This is a genomic window from Paenibacillus sp. FSL R7-0302 (assembly GCF_038006885.1).
GTDB lineage: Bacteria > Bacillota > Bacilli > Paenibacillales > Paenibacillaceae > Paenibacillus_AQ.
The window spans coordinates 5,281,416-5,304,443 of record NZ_JBBOWB010000001.1 but is presented as its reverse complement, the minus strand read 5'-3'; the positions used below and the strand labels follow the sequence as shown (position 1 = coordinate 5,304,443).

At 47.2% G+C, this 23,028-nt stretch carries 25 protein-coding genes; 23 read left to right on the top strand and 2 right to left on the bottom strand.

The genetic code is table 11. The annotated features are described in order from the left end of the window. Nucleotides 1-29 precede the first annotated feature (29 nt). The 5 genes from MKY96_RS22920 to MKY96_RS22900 are packed head-to-tail and all read left to right on the top strand — an operon-like array spanning nt 30 to nt 5,512. On the top strand, nt 30-788 hold the full coding sequence (locus tag MKY96_RS22920) for an alpha/beta fold hydrolase (protein ID WP_340943546.1): 759 nt from the start codon (nt 30-32) through the stop codon (nt 786-788). A gap of 2 nt (nt 789-790) precedes the next feature. Next, nucleotides 791-2,074: a B12-binding domain-containing radical SAM protein gene (locus tag MKY96_RS22915; protein ID WP_340943544.1), complete on the top strand. Its 1,284-nt coding sequence runs from the start codon at nt 791-793 to the stop codon at nt 2,072-2,074. Between the two features lie 26 nt (nt 2,075-2,100). Continuing rightward, nucleotides 2,101-3,387: a B12-binding domain-containing radical SAM protein gene (locus MKY96_RS22910; RefSeq protein ID WP_340943542.1), complete on the top strand. Its 1,287-nt coding sequence runs from the start codon at nt 2,101-2,103 to the stop codon at nt 3,385-3,387. Nucleotides 3,388-3,391: 4 nt separating this feature from the next. Further along, nucleotides 3,392-4,690 (top strand): radical SAM family heme chaperone HemW, encoded by a 1,299-nt coding sequence (gene hemW / locus MKY96_RS22905; protein ID WP_340943540.1) that lies wholly within the window; start codon nt 3,392-3,394, stop codon nt 4,688-4,690. A 15-nt stretch (nt 4,691-4,705) separates the two neighbouring features. Beyond that, entirely contained in the window at nt 4,706-5,512 is an 807-nt protein-coding gene (locus tag MKY96_RS22900; RefSeq protein ID WP_340943537.1) for a hypothetical protein, read from the top strand. An 811-nt stretch (nt 5,513-6,323) separates the two neighbouring features. Here MKY96_RS22900 and MKY96_RS22895 read toward each other — a convergent pair. After that, nucleotides 6,324-7,253 (bottom strand): ketopantoate reductase family protein, encoded by a 930-nt coding sequence (locus MKY96_RS22895; protein ID WP_340943534.1) that lies wholly within the window; start codon nt 7,251-7,253, stop codon nt 6,324-6,326. Between the two features lie 147 nt (nt 7,254-7,400). Here MKY96_RS22895 and MKY96_RS22890 point away from each other — a divergent pair, with 147 nt between their 5' ends. The 7 genes from MKY96_RS22890 to MKY96_RS22860 all read left to right on the top strand — a co-directional run bounded on the left by MKY96_RS22890 (nt 7,401) and on the right by MKY96_RS22860 (nt 14,239). Next, the gene (locus MKY96_RS22890) at nt 7,401-7,952 is read left to right on the top strand and encodes a TetR/AcrR family transcriptional regulator (protein WP_340943532.1); all 552 of its coding nucleotides are present in this window, start codon (nt 7,401-7,403) and stop codon (nt 7,950-7,952) included. A 68-nt stretch (nt 7,953-8,020) separates the two neighbouring features. Continuing rightward, complete coding sequence (locus MKY96_RS22885; RefSeq protein WP_340943530.1) at nt 8,021-8,176, top strand: hypothetical protein; 156 nt, start codon at nt 8,021-8,023, stop codon at nt 8,174-8,176. Nucleotides 8,177-8,655: 479 nt separating this feature from the next. Next, nucleotides 8,656-9,459: a hypothetical protein gene (locus tag MKY96_RS22880; protein WP_340943529.1), complete on the top strand. Its 804-nt coding sequence runs from the start codon at nt 8,656-8,658 to the stop codon at nt 9,457-9,459. A 118-nt stretch (nt 9,460-9,577) separates the two neighbouring features. Continuing rightward, the gene (locus MKY96_RS22875; protein WP_340943527.1) at nt 9,578-10,456 is read left to right on the top strand and encodes a PhzF family phenazine biosynthesis protein; all 879 of its coding nucleotides are present in this window, start codon (nt 9,578-9,580) and stop codon (nt 10,454-10,456) included. 104 nt (nt 10,457-10,560) lie between these two features. After that, nucleotides 10,561-12,018: a spore germination protein gene (locus MKY96_RS22870; protein WP_076079611.1), complete on the top strand. Its 1,458-nt coding sequence runs from the start codon at nt 10,561-10,563 to the stop codon at nt 12,016-12,018. Beyond that, nucleotides 11,994-13,130 (top strand): GerAB/ArcD/ProY family transporter, encoded by a 1,137-nt coding sequence (locus MKY96_RS22865; protein ID WP_340943525.1) that lies wholly within the window; start codon nt 11,994-11,996, stop codon nt 13,128-13,130. Before MKY96_RS22870 ends, MKY96_RS22865 begins: the two co-directional genes overlap by 25 nt. A 2-nt stretch (nt 13,131-13,132) precedes the next feature. Then, nucleotides 13,133-14,239, top strand: a complete 1,107-nt coding sequence (locus MKY96_RS22860; protein ID WP_340943524.1) for a Ger(x)C family spore germination protein — start codon at nt 13,133-13,135, stop codon at nt 14,237-14,239. Between the two features lie 232 nt (nt 14,240-14,471). On the opposite strand, the gene MKY96_RS22855 is transcribed toward MKY96_RS22860, so the two are convergent. Continuing rightward, nucleotides 14,472-14,762, bottom strand: coding sequence for a TetR/AcrR family transcriptional regulator (locus MKY96_RS22855; protein WP_340943522.1), 291 nt, complete (start codon nt 14,760-14,762; stop codon nt 14,472-14,474). A gap of 47 nt (nt 14,763-14,809) precedes the next feature. Here MKY96_RS22855 and MKY96_RS22850 point away from each other — a divergent pair, with 47 nt between their 5' ends. The 11 genes from MKY96_RS22850 (at nt 14,810) to MKY96_RS33995 (ending at nt 22,672) form a co-directional block, all read left to right on the top strand. Beyond that, complete coding sequence (locus tag MKY96_RS22850) at nt 14,810-15,172, top strand: hypothetical protein (protein ID WP_340943520.1); 363 nt, start codon at nt 14,810-14,812, stop codon at nt 15,170-15,172. Nucleotides 15,173-15,424: 252 nt separating this feature from the next. Next, complete coding sequence (locus MKY96_RS22845) at nt 15,425-16,345, top strand: helix-turn-helix transcriptional regulator (protein ID WP_340943517.1); 921 nt, start codon at nt 15,425-15,427, stop codon at nt 16,343-16,345. Between the two features lie 94 nt (nt 16,346-16,439). Then, a complete protein-coding gene (locus MKY96_RS22840) occupies nt 16,440-17,357 on the top strand; it encodes a DUF2785 domain-containing protein (RefSeq protein ID WP_340943514.1) in 918 nt (305 codons plus the stop codon). Further along, a complete protein-coding gene (locus tag MKY96_RS22835; protein ID WP_340943512.1) occupies nt 17,354-18,016 on the top strand; it encodes a Type 1 glutamine amidotransferase-like domain-containing protein in 663 nt (220 codons plus the stop codon). Before MKY96_RS22840 ends, MKY96_RS22835 begins: the two co-directional genes overlap by 4 nt. A gap of 126 nt (nt 18,017-18,142) precedes the next feature. After that, nucleotides 18,143-18,691, top strand: a complete 549-nt coding sequence (locus MKY96_RS22830; RefSeq protein WP_340943510.1) for a glutathione peroxidase — start codon at nt 18,143-18,145, stop codon at nt 18,689-18,691. 64 nt (nt 18,692-18,755) lie between these two features. Further along, nucleotides 18,756-19,214, top strand: a complete 459-nt coding sequence (locus MKY96_RS22825; RefSeq protein WP_340943508.1) for a RidA family protein — start codon at nt 18,756-18,758, stop codon at nt 19,212-19,214. A 26-nt stretch (nt 19,215-19,240) separates the two neighbouring features. Then, entirely contained in the window at nt 19,241-20,233 is a 993-nt protein-coding gene (locus tag MKY96_RS22820) for an HD domain-containing protein (RefSeq protein WP_340943507.1), read from the top strand. A gap of 123 nt (nt 20,234-20,356) precedes the next feature. Continuing rightward, nucleotides 20,357-20,842: a ferritin-like domain-containing protein gene (locus tag MKY96_RS22815; protein ID WP_340943505.1), complete on the top strand. Its 486-nt coding sequence runs from the start codon at nt 20,357-20,359 to the stop codon at nt 20,840-20,842. Nucleotides 20,843-21,289: 447 nt separating this feature from the next. Continuing rightward, a complete protein-coding gene (locus MKY96_RS22810) occupies nt 21,290-21,847 on the top strand; it encodes a helix-turn-helix domain-containing protein (RefSeq protein ID WP_340943503.1) in 558 nt (185 codons plus the stop codon). 30 nt (nt 21,848-21,877) lie between these two features. Continuing rightward, nucleotides 21,878-22,357 carry a YbaK/EbsC family protein gene (locus tag MKY96_RS22805; RefSeq protein ID WP_340943502.1) on the top strand — a complete coding sequence of 160 codons (480 nt, stop codon included), beginning with the start codon at nt 21,878-21,880 and terminating at the stop codon, nt 22,355-22,357. Then, a complete protein-coding gene (locus MKY96_RS33995) occupies nt 22,358-22,672 on the top strand; it encodes a GNAT family N-acetyltransferase (protein WP_445671496.1) in 315 nt (104 codons plus the stop codon). The last annotated feature ends 356 nt before the right edge of the window (nt 22,673-23,028 follow it).

Genomic DNA, 23,028 nt, shown 5'->3' with positions numbered 1-23,028 from the left:
CGGGAAGTTCAAGGGAGGATACACACTACATGCTGAAGACTAAGGGGATACCTTTACATTACAGTATTCAGGGCGCCGGGGAGGCTGTGCTGTGTCTGCACGGCAACCGGGACTCTTCGCTCGTCTTCGGGGACCTGGCCCGGGCGCTGGAGCCTCATTACCAGGTGCTTCGGGCGGACTTGCGCGCACACGGCCAATCGGAATACGCCGGTCCGGCCTTCACCCTGGAGGACATGGTTGATGATATTCTCAGGCTGCTGGATGAGCAGGGGCTGAAGCAGGTCTCGATCATCGGGCATTCCCTGGGCAGCACGCTTGCGCTGCTGCTGTCCGCCCGTGAGCCGGACCGGGTGAAGAAGCTGGTGCTGATGGGGGCCGCCGCCACCTTCGCGGTTCCGTTCAAGCGGCCGGAGCACGGGGAAGAGATTACGCCGGAGGCTGTGCGGCAGACGAATGCGGCGGCGGTTCCGTATTTTTTCACCGAGGGGCATGAAGCGGTTCAGCATCAGATTCTGGAGGGCTGGTCCCGGCTGCCTGCCGCGACCCACCGTCTGATGATTCAGATCAAGCATCCCGATCTCCGGCCGCTCCTTCAGGGCATCCGGCAGAGAACGCTGATTATTAGCGGGGAGGCGGACCGGATTACGCCGCTGCACAAGGCGCTGGAGCTGAACCGGTATTTGCCGGACTCCCGGATGCATTCGGTTCCAGGCGCTGGACACTTTATGTTTCTTGAGGCGGGCGAAGACGTAGCTGCTGCCGCGCTTACTTTTCTTAAGGGGGAGTGAGCATGGGCAGAGTGCTGCTGATCTCGGCGAATACGGAGAAGCGGCCCCCTGTATTCCCGCTGGGTCTTAGCTATATTCACGCCAGTCTGGTCGCTTCCGGCTGGGAGGCAGGCATGCTGGACATGACGCAGCTGGAGTACACCCGGGAGGCCGTTACGAATTACCTTAACGCCTATGCGCCGGATTACATCGGCTTGTCGATCCGTAACCTGGATAATTGCTGCATGCAGTATCCCCGGAGCTTCGTGGATCAGGTCTGCTTGATGGTGGATTGGGTGCGTGAATGGAATAGCAGGGCTGGTATCATTCTGGGCGGGGCGGGCTTCTCGCTACTGCCCAGGCAATGGCTGCAGGAGACGGGAGCCGATTACGGCATTGTCGGTGACGGCTGTGACAGTATCGTGGAGCTGCTTAACCAGCTGGAGGCGGGGCAGGTGCCGTCCGCAGTAAGCGGGCTCATGTTCAGGACAAGGGCCGGGGAATGGAATTACTGGTCGCCGTATGCGCCTGAACAGCTGGACCAGGAGTATTTTCCCAGCCGCAGCGGGTTTCTGCACAGCTATGATGTGGAGCGTAGGGTCCGCCATAATGTATTGACCAAAAGGGGCTGTGCGCTAAGCTGCACCTATTGTGCTTACCCGTCACTGGAGGGCCGGGCCGTCCGCCTGCGGTCGCCGAAGAGGGTTGCCGATGAAATTGAGCAGATGGTGGTTCAGTATGATATCGGCTCTTTTGATTTCGTGGACAGTGTGTTCAACTATCCGCTGGAGCATGCCGAAGAGATCTGCCGGGAGCTGATCGGGCGGACACTTCCGTTGTCCTGGGGCTGCTTCCTGAATCCGCGGTTCTTCACGGCAGAATTCGCCGGGCTGCTTAAGCAGGCCGGGTGTACAGAGGTGGAGTTCGGCATTGATTCAGGCAGCGATATCTGCCTCAGGTCGTTCAAGAAGAACTTCCGGCAGGCCGAGATCCGGACAGTGGTCCAGCTCTGCCGCGACCAGGAGCTGGACTTCAGCTTCTGCCTGCTGATCGGGGGACCGGAGGAGACGCCGGAGACCCTGCACGAGACGCTGGATCTGATGGAGGAGCTATCGGTGCAGCGCATCTTCGGCTTGTTCGGCATCCGTATACTGCCGTCCACTGATATGTACAGCTATGTCGGTTCCCCTGAGCCGGATGATCTGCTCCATCCGAAGTTCTTCATGTCTCCACAGCTGAGTCTGGAGCAGGCGAACAGCATCTGTGCGCCGTACCGGGAGCGTAACCCGGACTGGATGTTCATATGAAAGAGGAAGAGCGGGTGGAGTGAAGCATGAGAATACTGGTGGTGTCTACGAATACACTGCTGAAGCCGCTGCCAGTTCTTCCGGTTGGGGCGGGAATGGTCTATTCGGCTCTGACCGCTGCCGGATTCAGGACACGCTTTCTGGATCTGGCTTTTGTGGCTGAGCCGCTGGAGGCACTCCGCGAGGAGCTGCGGGTCACCGGAGCGGATCTGATCTGCCTCTCGGTGCGCAACATCGACAACCAAGTGATCCAGCAGCCCGAGAGCTATCTCTCTTTCTTACAGCAAGTCATGCAGGTATGCCGTACTTGCAGTTCGGCCAAGGTACTGCTTGGCGGGGCTGCCATGCTGGTCATGCCGGGCGAGCTGGTGAAGGAGCTGGGGGCGGATTACGGCATCAAGGGGAGCGGGGGCGAAGCGGAAGCGGTGCGGCTGGCCCGTGAGATCGAGCGGGGGCAGGCCCCGGAGACAGGTACGGTACGTAATGCAGATCCCGCCTATCATCCGGTGTACAGCCGTATTCCGCCGAAGCCGCTGTTCGCTCCGCAGTATTTTATCCCGAACCCCCGGATCAAAAAAGCCTCGATGGGCTATCAGGCCTCCAGAGGCTGCAGCCGGCACTGCATCTATTGCTCGGAGGGCTACATGAACGCCGGCGCCTGCCGGATTCCTGCGGAGCAGTTCAGCGAAGATATGAAAATCCTGGTGAATGACTATCAGGTGCATAATATTACTTTTGTAGACGGTGTGTTCAATCATGATGTGGAGGAGACGATGGAGTTCTGCCGGCTGATCGGCCGCACCAGCCCCTTGCTGGAATGGAGCTGCGCCCTGACTCCGGCCCATATTACCGGGGACCTGATCCGCTTGCTGAAGGAGACCGGCTGCCGCTTCGTGGACATCGGGGCCGACTCGGGTTCGCGGCAGATGCTCCGGCGGATGGGCAAGCAGTTCACCCCGGAGCAGCTTGTTGAACTGGGACACCTGCTGGAGCAATATCGTCTTCCGTATTCGGTATCGCTGCTGTTCGGCGGGCCTGGGGAGAATGCGGAGACGGTACAGGAGACGGTGCAGCTGGTCAATCAGATGAATCCGGTCTATATTCTGGCCAGCCAAGGCATCCGTGTCTACCCTCACACCGCACTCTACAATATCGCTCTACAGGAGCAGGTGATCCGGGCTGAGGATAACTTGCTTTTTCCGGCCTATTACCAGTCTAAGGACTACAGCGCTGACTTGCTCACCGATGCTCTGTCCGCATCACGCCACATCTATAAGGATATGCTTATGAATTCAATTGGAGGAAGGACTTGATAGAATGAACAAGCCTGTGTACCCGTTCCGGGAGATCGGGATAGGGCATTATCCCATGGGGAACACCCCGGTGTCGCCAGAGGACAGCGCACGGCTGCCGTCTCTGATGAACTTGAATCAAGCCGCGGCAAGCTCCAAGCTGGTCTATGTACATATTCCCTTCTGCGATTCCATCTGCCCGTTCTGCCCGTACCCCAAGGCGTTCAACGAGCAGGGAGCCCGCAAGGATTATCTGGCTGCGCTGTTCCGCGAGCTGGAGATGTACGGGATGACGCCGCAGATCCGCAATTGCTCGGTGGAAGCGCTATATATCGGCGGCGGGACGCCAAGCGTGCTGGACGAGGAAGAGATCACCGCATTATTCGAGCAGCTACAGGCTACACTTCCTATGCAGAGAGTTGAAGAGATTACGTTCGAGGGTAACCCTGCTTCCTTCACCGCCGCCAAGCTTAAGCTGCTCCATGCGCTTGGGGTGAACCGGATCAGTCTCGGGGTGCAGACGTTCAACGATGAGCTGGGCAGACGTCTCGGGCTGCTTCAGACCGGTGAGGATTCCCTGCGGAGTATTCAGGATTCCAGAGAGGCGGGCATTGCGAACGTCAGCCTGGACCTGATGTACAATCTGCCGGGCCAGACGATGGAGGAATGGCTTGCGGATCTGGCGAAGGTAGTGGAGCTGGAGATCGGTCATGTCACACTATTTCCGCTGAAGATCATTCCCGGCTTCGGTCTGGCGAAGCGCATTGCCAGCGGTGAGCTTCCGGCCTGCGGCGGAATTGAGCTGGAGCAGCAGATGTATATAGAGGCTTGCCGTTATCTGGAGTCGCAGGGCTATTCGGTGGAATCCACGTATGATTTCGTCCGGCCGGGAGGCCATCATGTGTATAGCCGCAAGCATTTCGACGATTACCTGGACCTGCTCTCTGTGGGGCTGGGGGCGTTCGGCGATGTGGGCGGCTATGCCTACCAGAATGTGAAATTACTCCCTGAATATGTGAAAAAGATTACATCCGGCGACCTCCCTATTGCTTTAGGCTACGAAGTGAAGGCAGAGGATCTGCCTAACCAGTTCCTGGCGATGGGCCTACGCCGTACAGCGGTTGACCGCCAGCAGTTCCGCCGCAAATTCGGAGTTTACCCGGAGGAGCATTTCCCCGAGCTGTTCGACAAGTTCGTGAAGGAAGGGCTGGTGGAGATCCGCGAGGACACGATTGCGCTCACGCGTTTCCACGGGTTGTTCTGGGGCAACAATGTATGTAAGGAGTTCTGCGAGGAGCAGATCAAGATGGCTTTTCCAAAATAATGGAGGGGTACTGAAATGAACAGTAAAGTGAGTAAAAATGTCTTCTACGGCGATCTTCAGGAGGCCGGGAAGTATGCGGAGCTGGAGCAGCGTCTGCTCGGCGAGTCGAATCTGCCGGGGCCGCGGGCGAATCTGGGGGCGGCTTCCACCTTCGCGGATGCTTTCGCGTCGGATTGGGTGGCCAGTGAAGCTTGGGAGCTGCTTGTGCAGTGGACGGGCAAGACAGAGGCGGAAGCTCCTACGGATGATCCCCGCGAGTTCCTGCCGTTCTGCGCGCTCCAGGCGATGGGCAGCTATTACCGCTATGCGGAGCCTGCCCGTCAGCAGATCATTCTGGAGCGTTGCCAGGCGGCGATGAACGATGCCCGCTGGCGGATGCGCGAGGCGGCAGCGATGGCGCTGCAGCGCATCGGGGAGCAGGACTTCGGTGTGCTCCGGGCATTGTTCGACGGCATGAAAAGCACGGCTAACGCGCTGGAGCAGCGGGCCTTCGTCGCTGCCCTGGCCCACCCGCCGATGCTGAAGGAGCAGGCCAATGTCCTGTATGCGCTGGAGCTGTCCGAGGAGATCCTGGACGCCATTGCCGCCGGACAGACCCGCTACGGCGCGGAAGAATTCCGCGTTCTCTCCAAGGGTCTGGAATACGCACTTAGCGTCTTCGTCGAGCGCGCCCCCGAGCAAGGCTTCAAGATGCTCGCCAAGTTCGCGGTAACCGACGACAAGCGCATGCAGAAGATCGTAAAATCCAACCTCGGCAAAGCCCGCCTGGCGAAGAAATTCAGCCAGGACGTGGAGCGCATTCAGGTGTTGATGAATGCTTGATGGGGGATCGGGGCTGTCTGCCCGCGCTTGAAGGGACGGGCTGCTCGCTGCTGCGTCTGGGGGGAGTGAGGCTGCCTACCAGGGCTTGGATGAGCGGGAGTCAGGTTGCTCGCTAGTGTGCCTGTGGTTTGCCTAGCAAGACTACCAGTTTTTACGCCTGGAAGCCTGCGACCCGCCTGGTCACCCGAGTCTGCTCCTCCGCGGACCTGAGAGCCGTTATTTTCAAAGAATGGTTACTTCTTTGCCGGTTTGCGGACTGTGGTGCGCTTATTGTCTCTCTGCGAGGCGTCATCAGGCAGAATATCCATCAATAACGGCCCTGTAGTCCGCGAATGCTGGAAAAGTTGGATTTTTCGCGGAATAAGGGCCTCTGAGTCCACTACGAAAGTGGGAGAGAGCACCATGCTGAGGGTCTAGTCAAGTAAAGGGAACAGAGATAGCCGGCCTGCATACTGAAGTATGCGGTCCGGCTTATTTGCAGTGTGTTGAAATACCCCGGCGGATACCGTGTGGAGACAATTTAGGATTATGCAGAATATGGCCGAAGAGGTACAATAGAAACAAAAAGCTGGTGCGAATGCCAAGCTCCCATGAAATCCCCGGGGGTTTCGCACCTCAGAATTTAACTTGAAAAGTCAAGGGTGGATAGATCCCTTTTCGAGAATGGAACAAAGGGATATATAGTGTATGAATACGGAAAAAGCATGGGTTATGCTGTTTTCCGCTGTCGCACTCTACGTGAGTGCGTGGATTGAAATGCACCAAAAAGGCCGACCGCTATGCGACCGACCAAGGGGATATTCAACCACTCCTATCCTGCTTTGTGTTGCCCGGAATTTTCCAATGCCGCAGCAAGCCGCGGCATGGCTATCCCTAACCTTTTCGCTTCCCGCACAACTTCATGTATCGCAAAACCGGCTTTACTATTGTTGTATTCCATGAAAAGCCGTGCTAGGCTGCCCTTCGCAAAAATCACCTTGTTAAACAGCGTGCCGAGAAGTGCGGGCGGAGTCTTTGTTAACAGTAGAGTGATCATATCCATTTTTGCGCCTCTTGCTTTCACTACTGGGATAATCTCCCTCATATTCCTGCCAACATTTGCGAAGGACTGGCTATCATTCATGAGTGCCGCAAAACTTCCCAGTCTCAACACCTCGGTCTCCATTGCCGCATTCATGGCGAAGTGATTCCAGAGCCAGCTTTGCATATCCTTGATCCAGTTAATTTTAAAATGGGCACTTTCAAATAGCGCTTTGACCAGGTTGTTAATAGGTTCAGTGCCTGCCCGTGGCTGTTCCAGAAACAGCATTTTTAAAAAGCCGCCTCTAAGCCTGTTGTCCTCAATGCCACCGCCGCCTCCCGGGAACCCAAAGACCACATTGTCCATAGACAGGGGGGAGATCGAAGAATTCAAATCCTGCCAAAGGTTATTGAAGATGAGGACAGGCGTGCCCCCAGCAGTAGTCGATATTAGTTGTGTTGCTGCCGGAAGCTGCTCCGTGTTGACACTCACAATAATGAGATCATAATTTGGTCGAATCTCTTCGTGTAATTTGACGTTCCAGCTTTCTTGGATGAGCTGCTTCCCTTTTCGTGCGTCCCACATTTCAAGCTCAATGCTGCTGCCTAAGGTTTCCTTTCTCCCTTTTCTAACGTAAAACTCCACTGTATGTCCTGCCTGTTCAAAAGCCCAAGCATATTGGGTCGATATGACACCTCTGCCGAAGAATAAAATTCGCATATTAGCCTCCTGAGCCTATATATTAATCCTTGTTGATAATCCAACAACGTGTTGTATAATTTATTGTATAGAAGCTCTATAGGACCATCAACCATCAGATTTTTAAGATCTGTCGTGTAATCGATGTACGGAAACTGGAGGCAAATAATGAAAAAGCAACCTGAACTTACGGATAAAACAAGGCAAACCTTTATCAATGTATTCTGTGATTTATATAGCCAGAAACCAATCGAAAAAATAACCATCCAAGAGATCGCTAAGCGATCAGGATATAACCGCAGTACCTTTTATCAATACTTTACGGATATCTATGAATTGTTGGACTGCGTGGAAGAGCGTGTCTTCAAATCCATTAAAGAGGAAATGGCAACCGGAGAGTTCTCTACACATTCTTTCCAAGACGCACTGCAATGCCTGGAAAATGCAGAGGAAATTTCAATACTGAAAGCCCTCTTGGGCGACTATGGTTCTGTTCATTTTATTGAACGGCTGAAAAGAGAAATTCCCTTGGAGAGATTGATTGTGGACCTTCCGGCAGATGAAGCTTTAGCACCGTATATCATTGAGTTTTACATATCCACACTAATGTCGATGTTTCGCCTTTGGATACGGAATGACAAAGATCTGTCGTCGGAAGAATTGGTCAAGCTGGTAGATACCCTGTTTACAAACGGAATTGGGACTACGGTGATTCCTTAATGTGTTAAGATACCGCTTATTCGAAACCGATACTGTTTAAGTTCGTTGTATAAGGAAAGGAGGTGTGGATGATGAACAATAAGTCTCTTTTAACCGGTACAGCTTTAGGCTTGTGTTTTGGCGTGGTATTTGGTGCAGCCCTCCATAGTATTCCACTTGGCATTGCTTTCGGGATTATCTTTGGGGTTGTCTTCTCCATGACGGTAAAACCTGAAGAAGGATGATTTTATGCTACGTGGGGCTATAACAGCCCCTTTTTTATGTATGCTTCTATATAGAGGATTTTTACTTAAAAGGGTGAAGCCTCCTCTGTGATAAGAAAGGGTAAAAAACGTAGAGGATGGGATGCCATGAAAGCGTTAAAATCGATGTACTATCAATTTATTAGGGAACCGCTGTGGTTTAAAGTGTTAATATCTTTGACTTTACTTGCTTCTATTCTCTTTAGCAGTTCAATGTTTTCGGATCATGTCTATTTTAATATTATTGCCAAGTTAGCGGCCGCAATCTTTTTTTGCTCATACGGAATCAAAATGCGCAGGAACCGTCAAATTTCTGTTATTTTCTTTGCGCTAACTGTTTTGAGTGTTATTCTGGCACTTATCCAGTTCTCACAACTAAACTAAATCAACAATTAAAACAATACCGAGAAGCCATTTCGTGACATGAATTCACAACTCTTGTCTTAATGGGGGTCCGCAATATGAATCTTAGGCCGATGAAATTCATTTCAGTTCTAATCTGTTTTGCATTGACGGTATGCGGATGTGCTGGCTTGAAAAGCAAGGGCACGGAGCATGTTACGGCAAGTGATTTCATTATTCCCTTGAACGTTAGCGAAATGTTGAAGCGTCCAGAGACTGGGGTTATTAAATATTTTCAAAACCGTCGTGAAGATTTTGAAATTCTAGGCAGTTATCTGTTAGAGAATGAAAAAGTGTTCCAGACTCGGCCTGTCATACTTCAACAAAATTATTCCATCGAGAACATCCAAGACCCTGAAATTCAAGAAATCGCTCAAACATTGTTTCAAGAAGGTATTGTAAAAAGGATATCCTCCTTAAATGATGCCCCTAGTAAAAGTATTGACTTTTTGTTTGATGCCGAAGACAACTTGTATCAACAAGGCATAACCTACCTCAGCCTACCAGAGATGGCCAAAGGGGATCCTTCGAAATTTAGCTATGTGAATGACTATAAGAATCTGGGCGGCGGCTGGTACTATTATGTCTTCCACTATGACAAACTTAAAAATGAAGATGAATTTCGGAATCTAGCTTGGGCCCAAATCTCAGAAAAGGAAAGAAGCACTTTAACCACGCAGAAAGAGAAAGCCATAGTGATCCTAGAGTCTGGAAAAAACGTTGGCTATTGGATTGATGACAGAAAGTCAGAGGTTGTTGTATCCGTTCAACTTGATACGGAAATGAACGGCCCACTGGGACCGATTACAATGTTTTTTGATCCAATGACCAAAGATTTGATCGGGGGCAATCTGCGTTTTTAATAGGCAAGAAATTAACTGTTCTGCTTGCAAAAGAAGAATGGCACTATTAAGACGTTATGGAGAGAAGATTGCGGTGGCGCACATCAGTTTTCGAAGATAAAGAGAGGACGATCAGAACATGAATGTGGAAGTGTATACGTTAAATGCGTTTACGAAAGGGGGGCGTGGCGGTAATCCAGCAGGCGTTGTCTTGGATAATGGCCTTTCTCTGGATGCTGCCGAAATGCAGCTCATAGCGAAGGAATTGGGCTTTTCGGAGACGGCTTTTATGGAAAAATCCCTGCTTGCGGATTACAAAATCCGCTATTTCACCCCTGCCAGCGAAGTTGATCTGTGCGGACACGCCACGATTGCTGCGTTTGGACTAATGCATTCGCTGGGTTTGTCAAAGGCAGGGACCTCCTATTCAATTGAAACCAAGGCAGGGATTCTGGAAGTCGATATTAGCTCCGAGGGTCTTGTTTATTTGTCACAGGCGTTACCACAATTTCTTGAAAAGATATCCTGTGAGGAAATCGCCCCATCTTTGGGGATGGAAGCCAGGGATCTGAAAACCGGGTTGCCCATCCAGATTGTTTCGACGGGACTGCGGGACATTATGATCCCGATCCGCAGCCGGAAGCTCTTGAATGAGGTTCAGCCAAATTTTGATGCCATAACCGCCATCAGCGAAAAATATGATGTAGTTGGATATCATCTGTTCACGCTGGATACTCCAGACGATGCTGCTGCGGAATGCCGGAATTTTGCGCCGCTGTACGATATTCCCGAGGAGAGCGCGACAGGAACATCCAACGGTGCTCTGCTCAGCTATTTGTACCAACATGGCCAACGATCCTTGCAGGAAGTAGAGAATGTCATGTTCAGGCAAGGATATTCGATGGATTGTCCTTCCGAAATCAGGGCAGGACTGCGCCTAAGCGAGAGCGGTGAAATCAATCAGGTTCGGGTTGGCGGTGCAGTGGCTGGCATTGAACGAAGACATATCATGATATAAGCGGAATCAAAAAGCCTGTTTGCAGCTACCCGGTCGTATAATTTTTCCATTTCAGGGCAAGATAAAACCGCAGGATTTTGATTTCTTTAATGAAGGAGAAGACTATGGTTGAAAAATACGGCCCTCAAATGAAAAATCATCAAATGTCCACATGGATTGATGAATTAAAACAGAAATTAAACCATATGGATGATGCCGAAATTGTTGAGCTCAGAATGGGTACCAGTGCCTCAGTCCATCTTTTATACATAAAAACGTTAATCGATCCAGAGCGTTTAAACGAGACGATTATTCAGCCACTTCATCGTTCTGCTTGCAATTCGCTTTCTTCATGCATAACCAATGCCAAAGTTTCGGAAGTTCTATCGATCGAAGATGCTGAGCAAAAAATAATGCAGGGATTTATTCTTCTAAACGATTCAGTCAACGATCAGTGGTTAGGCGTCCAACTGGAAAGCCCTCTTGGTCGGGCAGTTGAACCTTCCCAAACGGAAACTGTTATATATGGAGCGAAAGACAGCTTCAGTGAACAAATCGATAAAAACATTACAATGTTGCGCAGACGTTTGCCTATAACTACATTAAAAACGGAAAGCTTTACTATTGGTTCACTGAGTAAAACGAAAGTTGTGTTACTGTACATAGACGGATTAACAAATCCAGAATTTGTTTCCCTTGCAAGAAAGAAAATTGAAAGTGTGGATTTCGATCAATTTTTAGACTCCTCTCAGCTTGCAGCTTTTATTGAAGATCATAACCATACGGTCTTTCCGCAGTTTCTACAAACGGATCGGCCGGATGCCTGCGCCTATGCCTTAGGTGAGGGAAAGCTGACGCTATTGGTTTCCAATTCACCGTTTGCTTTAATTGCTCCCATTACTTTTTTTCATCTACTCCAATCTCCGGAAGACTACTTCCTTCGTTGGCCGGTAGCCAGTTTTTTACGTTTAATCCGGTACGGAAGTTTTATTGTTTCTTTGACGATGATTCCTTTTTATGTTGCGTTAACGACATTTCATTACCAAATGGTTCCGCTGCCGCTTCTTTACGTATTATTGGAATCGAGAGGCAAATTGCCCTTTACTCCGTTTGCGGAAGGATTATTCATGATCGTAACGCTGGAAATCATCAAAGAAGCAAGTTTGCGAATGCCGACCAAAACCAGTCAAACTTTAGGGGTTATCGGTGGTATCGTCATTGGACAAGCTGCTGTAGAAGCAGGCTTTGCAAGTAAAGTATTGATAGTGTTGATGGGTATATCCGCTATTGCTTTCTTTTTAGTTCCCAACTATCAAGTTACAAAATCCATGGTACTGATGCAAATTCTTCTTCTTGTCCTTGCATCGTTTCTGGGGTTGCCGGGAATCGTGATCGGGCTGATCGGGATTCTTGCACATCTCCATGCATTAACGTCATTAGGTCAACCTTATTTAGCACCGATCGCTCCTTTTTATGGAAAGGATTGGAATGACCTCTTTATCCGCGGCCCTTTAATTTGGATGAAAACGCGTCCGAAATATCTAAAACCACTACGGAAATGGCGACAGGAGATGAAGAAGTGAAGAGTTTATCCTTATATAATCGAACTTCCACTCCTGGCGGTATCTATTTCGTTCTATTAGTGAATCGCATGCAAATGCATTACTTTATTTTAATCATGCCGGTTTATTTGGTTCATTCGTATATGGTTTGGGGAATTGTCGCGATGGGGCTACTGTCCCAACTTAATTTGATGATGATGTCCAAATGGTTTACTTCCAGTTATGCAGCGAAAGGCTATCAAGGATTTTTACAGCTTTTCGGGAAACGGACGATTCAAGTTTTCGCAATACTTGGATTTTTGATAATATTGTTAAAAATTTCAGTCATCACACTGGGATACGTTGATATGCTCCAAAATTTTATTTTTCCATCTATGGATAAAAGGTGGCTGATCCTAATCATTCTTTTGATCAGCTTATATGTGGCTTCACATGGAATGGAGAATACATTGCGTTTTGTCGTCATCGCCTTTCTTTGCGGGGCTTGGATTTCAGTCCTGTTTATTCCTTTCTTCTTTCAATCGGATGCCAATTACCGCGATTTGTATCCTCTCATACCCACCGAATGGTCAGGACAATCATGGCAAGGTTTGTTGTTTATTTGGTCGGCATTTTCCGGTCCGGTATATTTGGCTTTTATGGTTCCATGGTTGAGCTCCAACCAAAAAATATCGAAATACCTGGTCATTGGAAACATGCTGTCGATCATGGAATATTTAGTATTGTTCGTTGCTTCGGTATTGTTTTACGGTTCGTACTACTTACGCAAGATCGATTTTCCGATAGGATATATGGGAAGCTACATTCAAACGAGCGGTTTAGAACGAATCGATTACATCCTTATCTCTTTCCATATGTTTAATTATGTGTTTGACATTTCAATTCTTCTGTTATGTTTTTATGGAGCCGGAAGAATCTTTATGAGAAAAATGAAAGAACGCACGACTTGGATCGGATTATTGTCGAGTTGGTTCGTCATTTTGATAAGCATCATCTTAATGGATCAATGGTTATGGCAAACGGTTCCGGGTCAAAAGATGTTACTGAACCTTCAAATCTGGATCGGCGCATGCATTTATTTACTTATTCCTACGATCCTTTTCACTACTGTCAAACGAAAGGAGAGTATGTAGGCATGGTTCCATACAAGCACTATGGTTTATTGGCGATTGTAAGCGTTATGTGGATGGCCGGCTGTTCTTCTCCATATGTCGAGAACAATAAGATTGAAGAGATTGCTCCGGTAGTTTTCTGGTCGGTTGACAAGGGGCCGGAAGGAAAGTTGAAAATCAGCACTTTAGTACCACCGCTCATCCAAGAAAAAAAACGTCTTCTCTCCAAGGAAGTCGATCTGTTAAAGCAGGGAGATCAGAAGTTTAATTTAATTTATTATCGGGAATTAAAGCAGGGGCAGCTGCGAATGTTAATAATTAATGAGGAGCTGGCAAAAAAAGGAGGCATTGAAAAGCTGATCAATACCATACTGGTTGATCCTGATATTTCAATGCGTGTCTATTTGTTGATTGTCAGAGGCGATTTTGATGAATACATAAAAAATCAATTGACGGAGCAAGAAAACCAAGATTATTTTCTTTATCGGATGTTAAAGCATTACGAGGAGCATAATCAAGGTGAAATGAGCATCGTCAATATTCATAAATTCATGAAGAAGGTATATTCCCCTTTTAAGGATCCGATCCTGCCGGTTTTTCATTCGGATAAGAACAATTTCAATTACATAGGAACAGCCATCTTCCAAAACGATAAAGAAGTAATGGTCATTCAAGACGTGGACGATAATATTTTTCAACTTCTGGATAACGATCATTTTCTAAAAGTCTTGGCCATTCCAAAGCTATCTATCAGTTTAGGACGGATTCGATCCAATGTTCGCATGAAACTATCGAGGGACTATTCATCCTTGTCTTTACATGTGAGCTTGAAAGGAAGAATTGAGGAGTACCAGGGAGAATTGAATATTCAAAGTGAGGAACAATTGGAACATTTAATTCATGAAACTGAGGTCTACCTTGAGGAACAAACGTCAGATTTATTAAAAAGAATGCAACGTTGGAAAGTCGATCCCTTAGAGGTCGGAACCCATTCGCTTAAGCCGTTTTCTAAAGAAATAACGGATGAGCAATGGTTGAAACATTGGGAAAACATGAGAATTAATGTTGACTACGACATCAAAGTACATCCTTTGATTAATGGAGCGGTTGATATGTTTCAAAACAAGTAAATCGTTCCGAGCCGCTTAAGAGCGCATGATAAATTATCGACGTTAATCGGTGAGGGATATTAAATCATTACACTGTAAAACGGATGAACGATCGGGATTGGGTTAATTGAACAGATTGTTATTGCTATCGGGGAACGAAAAAAGACAATACACGACTCGCCATTCGAGTTTTGAGCTGTCTTTCTTTTTGTTATTCAAAAAAAATTCCGGGAATCCGCTTAATCGAAAATCATCAGAGAATGTTAGAAAAAAGCTGGTCAAATCTCTTATTTTTTGCTCGTGATTCTTTGTTCGCAATTTTATTGAAAATATCTGCAAATTTGGGCTCGTAGTACTCCATTAATACCTGTTTAAGACTTTCATAATTTCTATAGAAGGCCATTCGGCTGACGCCGGCTGTTCTAACGAGTTCTGAAATCTTCAGCTCTGATATTCTATTCGTTCGCAATAGCTCCAGCAATGCAATAGTAATCCATTCTTTGGTGTCTTTTTTAATAATTTGTGCGTGATCCGTTGCTGCCATTACACTTACTGGAGAAGAAGTATCGTGTGCGGGTAACCCTTCGTGCGATGAGCAGAAAAGATGAAGTGAAAGCCATGATCATGACGGGCGGAGTGACAAATATGGAGGATTTGTCTTTTGTTCAAACGGATCTCGCTGAAAAAGCTGCCTGGGATTTCATTCAACACGAAGGGAAGGGTTTGGAATTTGCAACTGTAAATCCTGTGGGTGTGATGGGGCCGATTCTAGGCAACGATTATTCACATTCAAATGTAATTGTCCGCCAAATGCTAGAAGGCAAGCTGAAGGCTGTCCCCAAAATTTATTCTGATTATGTGGGTGTTCGAGATGTTGCAGAGCTGCATATTCTGGCAATGATTCGTCCTGAAGCAAGTGGCGGAAGAAGCAATTGTAGCCACAGGCAAAAGTAGGATGAAGGTTATCAAGGGACAGATGAAGGTATAAGTTATTGCGGGGACAATTTGCGTTTAACAACTGTCCCTTCTATGTTAGGTCGCCTGCACAGCTCCGACGTTTTGGCAATCCTGCATTCCTCTCACAAATGTCATTCTGGACATCATACCGTAGGTCTGACAAGATAATGAATAGGGTGTTTCCCAAAGATGTAATATGAAAAAAATCCACCCAAAGGAGGAGACGTTACTTAGCGTCACACACCAATCATGCGAGTCAATCGATTACTCTCCATGCTGCTGATCATCTCTGGTCAAGGTACGGTAACGGGCAAGGAGCTTGCTGAGCATTTCGAGGTATCCTTGCGGACGATCTACCGGGATATTGAGCAAATCAGCGAAGCCGGCATACCGGTTGCAGCGACCAGCGGCAAGGGCGGAGGATACTATATTATGGACAGCTATAATGTGAGCAATCTCTTTCTTAATGGGGATGAAGCTCATACGTTTGTAGCTGTAATGAAGAATTTACACGGCTTGTTTGGCCGAAACGAAGCTTTTAACGACATCCTGCTGAAGGTTGAACATACCTATAAGCGGGACTCCAATCAGGATAAACTGACTCTGGATTTGTCCCATTTCAGCATGGAGCAGGAGATTAAGGAGTACCTCGGGATCATAAGCGAGGCCATCACGGAGAATAGGCTGCTGGTGTTCGACTACATCAACAGGGATATGGAATACCTGGAGCGGACTGTCGAGCCGGGCTGGATTGACTTTCGTCACGGCCATTGGTATGTGGTCGGCTTCTGCCGGGTCAGAAACGACTACCGCAGATTTAAGCTCGTGCGGATCAGGCAATTGGAGCAGGGGCCGCCGTTTGAAAAAAGAGAGCTGTCGACAGAGCGGATCGCCGATGTCATTGAGCACAATTATTCGCAGGCGGGCATACAGGTTGTGTTGAGATTCACTTCGCGAATTGGCGCGCAGCTTTCCGAGTATTTTGAGAAAGAGAAGATTAGCCGGGGTGAAGATGGCTTCTATCTCGTTACGGATACATTTCCTCATGAGGAGGGTCTGCTGAAATTCATTCTAGGCTTCGGCAAGGAGTGCGAGCTGCTGGAGCCTCGTGTATTACGGGCGGAGCTGCAGCAATATATGCACAATATGCTTCTATCCTACAATGACTGACCCCCTGGTGTCAGTCATTGTGTTTTATAGTAGGGATATCGGCGGGACCCAATACATAACGCCGCTATAACTAGGTTAGGAGTGAACCGACTAGATGAAAGCCTGCATTTTGGATGAAGATGTCAATGAATGGGGTACGAAGGACGCGCGGACAGAACTGATACACAAGCTGCACAGATTGGAGGAAGAACAGTATATCCTACGAGAGGAAGAAAGCTTCCAAGACTTCACCGATCTGATGCTGAGGCATATTGGTGACCCGGAGCCAGAGCTTCGTGAGCATATCTATTCTACCTTTTACATATGGCTGAAGCGCGATAATAAGTTCACAGATGAGGAAATGCGGCATCTATTGACTATTCTGATGGACGACCGGCATTTGTTCTACCAGATAGGAAGCGACGGCGACCACAGCGTACTTACCAGGGCATTCGCGGTTCTGCCGATCGCTCTTATTATGCAACGGAACAGGATTCAACCATTCTTGACGCCAAAAGACTTCCAGCATCTAAAGCGCTCGCTGCTTCGCTACCACCAGGAGGAGAAGGACCTGCGCGGTTATCTGCCAGCCGAAGGCTGGGCTCATGCCGCAGCTCACGGGGCAGATGCTCTGGAGGAGCTGATCCGCTGTACGGAAAGCGATATTGCGGTGCAGCACGAGGTATTAGAGGCGGTTACAGGGATGCTGCATAACGGTGTCCGGATTTTTGACGAGGAGGAGGATGAACGCATGGCAAGTGTTGTGGACACGATGATCAGCGAAACGCTGCTTCCGCAGCAGGAGATTGCTGACTGGATTCATAGCTTGGCGCAGTGCACGGAATGGCACGATACACGCGCACAGAGAGTCGCCAGAGTGAACGGGAAAAATATTGTGCGCAGCCTGTACTTCAGAACGATTGCCCGGAATGACGGGGATAATCTTATTCTTACCAGCGCTATGCTGACGGCTGAAGCTAAATTAAACTCTTTTAACGAGGCAAATCCTACATATGGAGGTAACGAAGCATGAGTACTCACTACTATTTCAGTTGGTTTAATGATGTTTTGCCAGAGAAGCTGGTTGAGTGGCTGCAGGAGGATCTACAAGACAGACAATCGCTTGTTATGATTAGCGCTCAACCCTCTGATTATGAAGACGGGCAGATTAACTTTGAGGATATTTCTGAATGGACATGGTTAACTCAGGCTAATTTTATGTTTGATGAGAATCATTACATCGATTACCGCATGCAGAAGGAAGAAGCCCGGCAATGGATTCAGAACGCCTCGGTCATTTTTTTATGCGGGGGAGATCCGGTTCAGCAGCACGATTTTTTGGCGGAATACGAATTAACGAATGTGATTAGAAATAGCAGTGCCGTGATCTTGGGGGCCAGCGCCGGTTCGTTGAACATGTCTGCCAAATGGGTAACCTCGCATAATGCCGCTCATACCGTTGAAATAGATACCACTCAGGATGGGTTGGGCTTTGATCCGTTTGCCTATGAATCACACTCGCAACGCGACTATGCCTCGTTCGTTCAAGGCTACCTGTTCCCCTTATCGGAGGAGCTCGATGTATATGCGGCAGAGCAGGAGAGTGCAATGCGTGTAAAAGACGGCAAAATCGAAATCATGGGTCCGGTATATTATATATCCCGCTCGAAGATTCAGAAAATAAGCGTATGACCACGGAGTAGTAACCGATTGCGTTAATATATTGGTTCTTCCTATGAACATAATCGCTTTTATATATTAGACCAATAAGAGATAACGACATATGATGTGTTTATCATAACGAAGGGGAATGATCTGATGTCTATATATGATTTTCAGGTAACCAAGATTGGCGGGGAGACCATTGATTTATCGGTATACCTCGGAAAAGTACTCCTTATTGTAAACACAGCCAGTAAATGCAGTTATTCTCGCCAATTCGCTGATCTTCAGAAGCTTTATGACAATCATAGGGAGCAGGGCTTTGAAATCCTCGGTTTTCCTTGTAACCAATTTAATGAGAAAGAGCCGGGGAGCAACTCAGAAGTGCAGGAATACTGTACGGGCCACTTTGGAGTGACATTTCCGTTATTTGAGAAGGTGGAGGTTAGGGGGCAGAACCCGCATCCATTATTTGAGTTTTTAACGAATCAAGCGCCGTTTCAAGGTTTCGATACCCAGACTGTGAACGGTCAATGGATGCAGAATTTCCTGCAAGAAAAGTATCCTGACCTATACGCAGGGCATGGGATCAAGTGGAATTTCACAAAATTTCTGATCGGCCGGAACGGACAAGTACAGGGTAGATACGAAACACCGACGGAACCCTTTGAAATACAGCCAGCGATTGAAGCGTTGCTAGACTGAATGTTGCTCCTTACCTCGTAGGGTAGTATAATCTTCCAAATATGAAGAGTGAGGAGACTGAAAAATGACTGAACAAACAGTAGACAGTAGAATAGCAACATTAGGAATCGTTCTTCCCCATGCAAGCGAACCTGCAGCTAAATATGCAAACTTCGTAAAAGTAAACGGGTTATTGTATGTTTCAGGTAAGGGCCCTGCTGGAACGCCTAAAGGCAAGTTAGGTCAAGAGTATACAACGGCAGAAGGTTATCAGTTTGCACGGCAGACTGGGATTGAAATTTTGGCTGTACTAAAAGCAGCTTTAGGTACACTGGATAAAGTGAAACGAGTTGTTAAAATTCAGGGCTTTGTTAATGCCACAGCTAATTTTGAAGAACATCATAAAGTGTTAAATGGCTGTTCTGATCTTATGCTGGATGTTTTCGGAGAAAAAGGTATCCATGCACGTTCAGTCTTTGGAGCTGTTTCGGTTAGAGACAATCTTCCAATCATCATTGATTCAATATTTGAGGTTGAAGAATAAAGGAGAACACAGGAGGAAACCTTGGAATGGACTTTCGATTAAGACTTGATGGTGCGTTAGACGATATATATGAACCGCTGTGGCAGTTACGGATTCAGCTCACCAATGAAGAAAAAGCGCTGCTCCGAAGCAAAAAGGTGCGGCGTCTTCATTACATTCGGCATGGCGGCGCTTCTTTCATCAATACCCACCATACCTACAGCCGCTTACAGCATACGTTGGGTGTATTTGCGCTTACAGCGCATTTTGAGCCGGATAATCGTTCGTTGCGGGCAGCCGCATTACTGCATGATATCGGACATGCGCCTTTTAGTCATACGTTAGAATCCCTTCCAGGCGTGGATCATCATGAATGGACGCGGGAGGCCGTATTTTCACAGGAGATCGTTGACATCCTAGCCCGTGCGAATATTCGTACAACAGATATTATGGACTATATAGATGGTTCGAAGCGTAGCCTACTGAGGAACAAGGACGGAATTCTTCATGCAGATCACCTGGACTCCTGGATCAGAAGTGCATTTATCGGCGGTTATCTGACTATTTCGACTGATGAACTTTTAGAAGCGATGAGCTATAGAAATGAAAATCTCCAGTTCACACTCGAAGCTGGCAAGCAGGTCACCGGGCTCATATGGGAAGAAGCCCGCATGCACGCTTCCCCGGCGAATATCGGCATAAACGCGATCATGAGAAAATTGGCTGGCCGCTTAATACATAAGGATGAAATCGAAGCAGCGAAGCTGCCCATCATGACGGATACGCATATTGAGCAGTTGCTTTGTAGTGATCCAGACACAAGGGAAGAGTATGAGCGGTTGCTTATGGAATCATGGCGAATTCGCGTGTCGCGGGAAAAGCCTGCTTTTCCAGTGGAAACGGCAGTATTGAGTAAGCTCTATCTCGCAATGCCGCTCATCCAAGGTGTGTTGATCACCGAATATTCACAAGACTGCCTCGATACGATCAACCAACTTACAGAGCTGCTAGGCACCTACTACGTTTGGTGGGAGCTTTAATATGATAGAATCTGTTACACCCGTTTTCGAACTGTGCATCAAACCTTTCTCGAATAATCACACACTGGGCTCATGTGCATATAATTGATGATATGATTATTTGTATTTCTGGAGGTTTAGCTCATGCATAGGATGTATCCTTATCCGTATTGGTTTAGAGCACAATTCGTCCCCGTTTGGGCCACTACCACACAAGAAGCACTTGAATTAATGAGGAATGCCGTACAAGGCGAACGAAATGATGAACTTTTTTATGATCAACTCATCAAACTTGCTCCCAACCAAGATCAAGTTGACGTGATTACCTCTATTCGGAATGATGAAAGAGGACATAATCAAATGTTCCGACAAATGTATAAGGAATTAACAGGACATGAAGTAACAGGAGTTAGCAACGAAGCTCCGGAGAATGTTAATTCTTATATTGCCGGGTTGCAACAAGCCTTCCAAGGTGAATTATCTGCTGTGGAGAAATATCGAAAGATATGGTTCGGTCTTCCATACGGCATTTACAAGGATACTCTGTATGGCATTATTCTGGATGAGCAAAAACATGCGGCTAAATATAACAATCTCCTGATACAAAACTTAGCTGTAAATCAGTTGTGATCCTACGCACGAAGAGGCCTCTTCTCTCACAGGGAGTGGAGGGGCCTCTTTGCTCTGTTTATGCCCTATCTTCGGACTGCGCAACAATCGTTAAGACTCTTGTTGAAAAAACTTTACTAAGCTAACGGGAAACGTTAGTCCAACAACACAACTGCAGTCTATGACTTTATTTTCTCGTTCAGATCTGCCACCATTTAAAAAGCTGACTCTCCCTTCTGTTGCGCAGTATACGTCTAATGTTCACTGGCCGCATCTCGGGCAGAGTACATAAACTGAAATTCTCTCTCAGTTGAGCAGGAATACTTAAGTCGAAAAGATTTATCACCATAAATTGCACCTTTGTTCATTGATGAGAATGAGAGTTGACTGGGTTTGAGTTAATTCACGGAACGTATTGTATAGTATTACATTTGTATATTATAATGAACAAGAAGGAGGTGCTATTTATTGAATGCTATTCACATCAGGATAGGAAACAACCTGCAGCGTATTAGAAAGAATAGGCAGTTAAGCTTAGATAAGCTCGCTGATTTAACCAAGGTCAGTAAAGGTATGCTTCATCAAATTGAGCGGGGAGAAACGCAGCCCACAGTGACAACCGTGTGGAAAATTGCTACGGGACTCAATATTTCGTTCTCATCTCTGCTTAAAGAGGATGACGCAGTAGTATCCATTGCAACTCGAAAAGAAATTCCAGATTTAACAGAAGACAATGGAAAATGTAGAGTGTACTTACTGTTTCCGTTTGATCCACAGACACGTATTGAAACGTTTACGATTATTCTCAGCCCTACTTGTAACTATGTTTCATTCCCGCATAATGATGGAGTTCAAGAGTATATTACGGTTACCTCCGGAGTGTTCAGTCTACAGATCAAGGACGAAATATACGAATTACAAGAAGGCCAGGCTATAAAATTTACAGGCAATGTTGAACATCGTTATATCAATAAATCGGACGAAGATGTGACCATACAAGTGATTATGCATTATATGGATTCTTAATTGCATGTAATGATTAAGGAGGAATACACGTTGACAAGTCAACTTAAAGATAGTGCCCAGCAGGTTCAAAACAAACTATTGGAGCTGGGGTATGCAAATCAAGTTGTAGAACTGCCTGACAGTACACGAACTGCACAGGAAGCTGCCGATGCGATAGGCTGCGAGGTTGCGCATATAGCGAAGTCCATTATCTTTCGGCTCAAAAATGAAGATAAACCCTTATTGGTTATAGCAAGTGGAGTCAACCGGATTAACGAAAAACAAATTATCAGCCATCTGAATGACAAATTAGGGAAAGCTGACGCTGATTTTGTACGTGAACACACAGGATTTGTGATTGGAGGCGTACCGCCTTTAGGATATAAAGAGTCAATCCTCACTTTTATTGATGAAGACTTGTTACAATACAGAGAGATATGGGCTGCTGCCGGACATCCAAGAGCAGTGTTTCAATTAACACCCGAAGAATTAATTCAAATGACAAACGGACGAGTCATCTGTGTAAAATAAATTCATGTTTACCTTTCTGTCAGCTCGGTAACGGGGCTGTTAGTTCTGTGTGGCGAGTATGCCCCAGGCTCGGGCAGTGTAGAGGTTGGATTTGGTATTATTCCAGACATGCACAACAAGGGGATTGCTACTGAGTCGGTTGGGGCAGTTATAGAATGGGCCTTATCATCAAAAAAAGTCCAAAAAATTGTCGCTGAGTGCCTTATTGATAACATTCCATCTATCAGAGTTCTGGAGAAATTGAATTTTACACGAACCGGAGTAGCGAACGGAATGATTAACTGTAGCCTAATATTCAAACCATATTGCTCATGATATAATCCCAAAAAAGGGGGGATTGCGTTGAGCGGGTTCATAATCGTTATTCTTATTTTTATTATATTTTTTGGAGTATTCAGGAAAAAGGGGTGAGTCCGCTTGACCCTTCAAGCTGTATTTGTGGGAGATACCCGGGTGCGGTGATTGGCGGTGTGGGTTCAACCGATAGGCTTGCAGTCTTTGGATAAATACCGTCACCTGTGGTATGAGCAGGCAGCACCATATTACATTGCTAAGGACCTTCTGAATGCAGCAAAATGGTTGGTAGGCACAATAAAGCGGACCACGCCTGAGTAGGGCAGTGTTGTCCGCTTTGCTTCTCTACAGTTGTATGTTGGAGCGATTCTGAATCT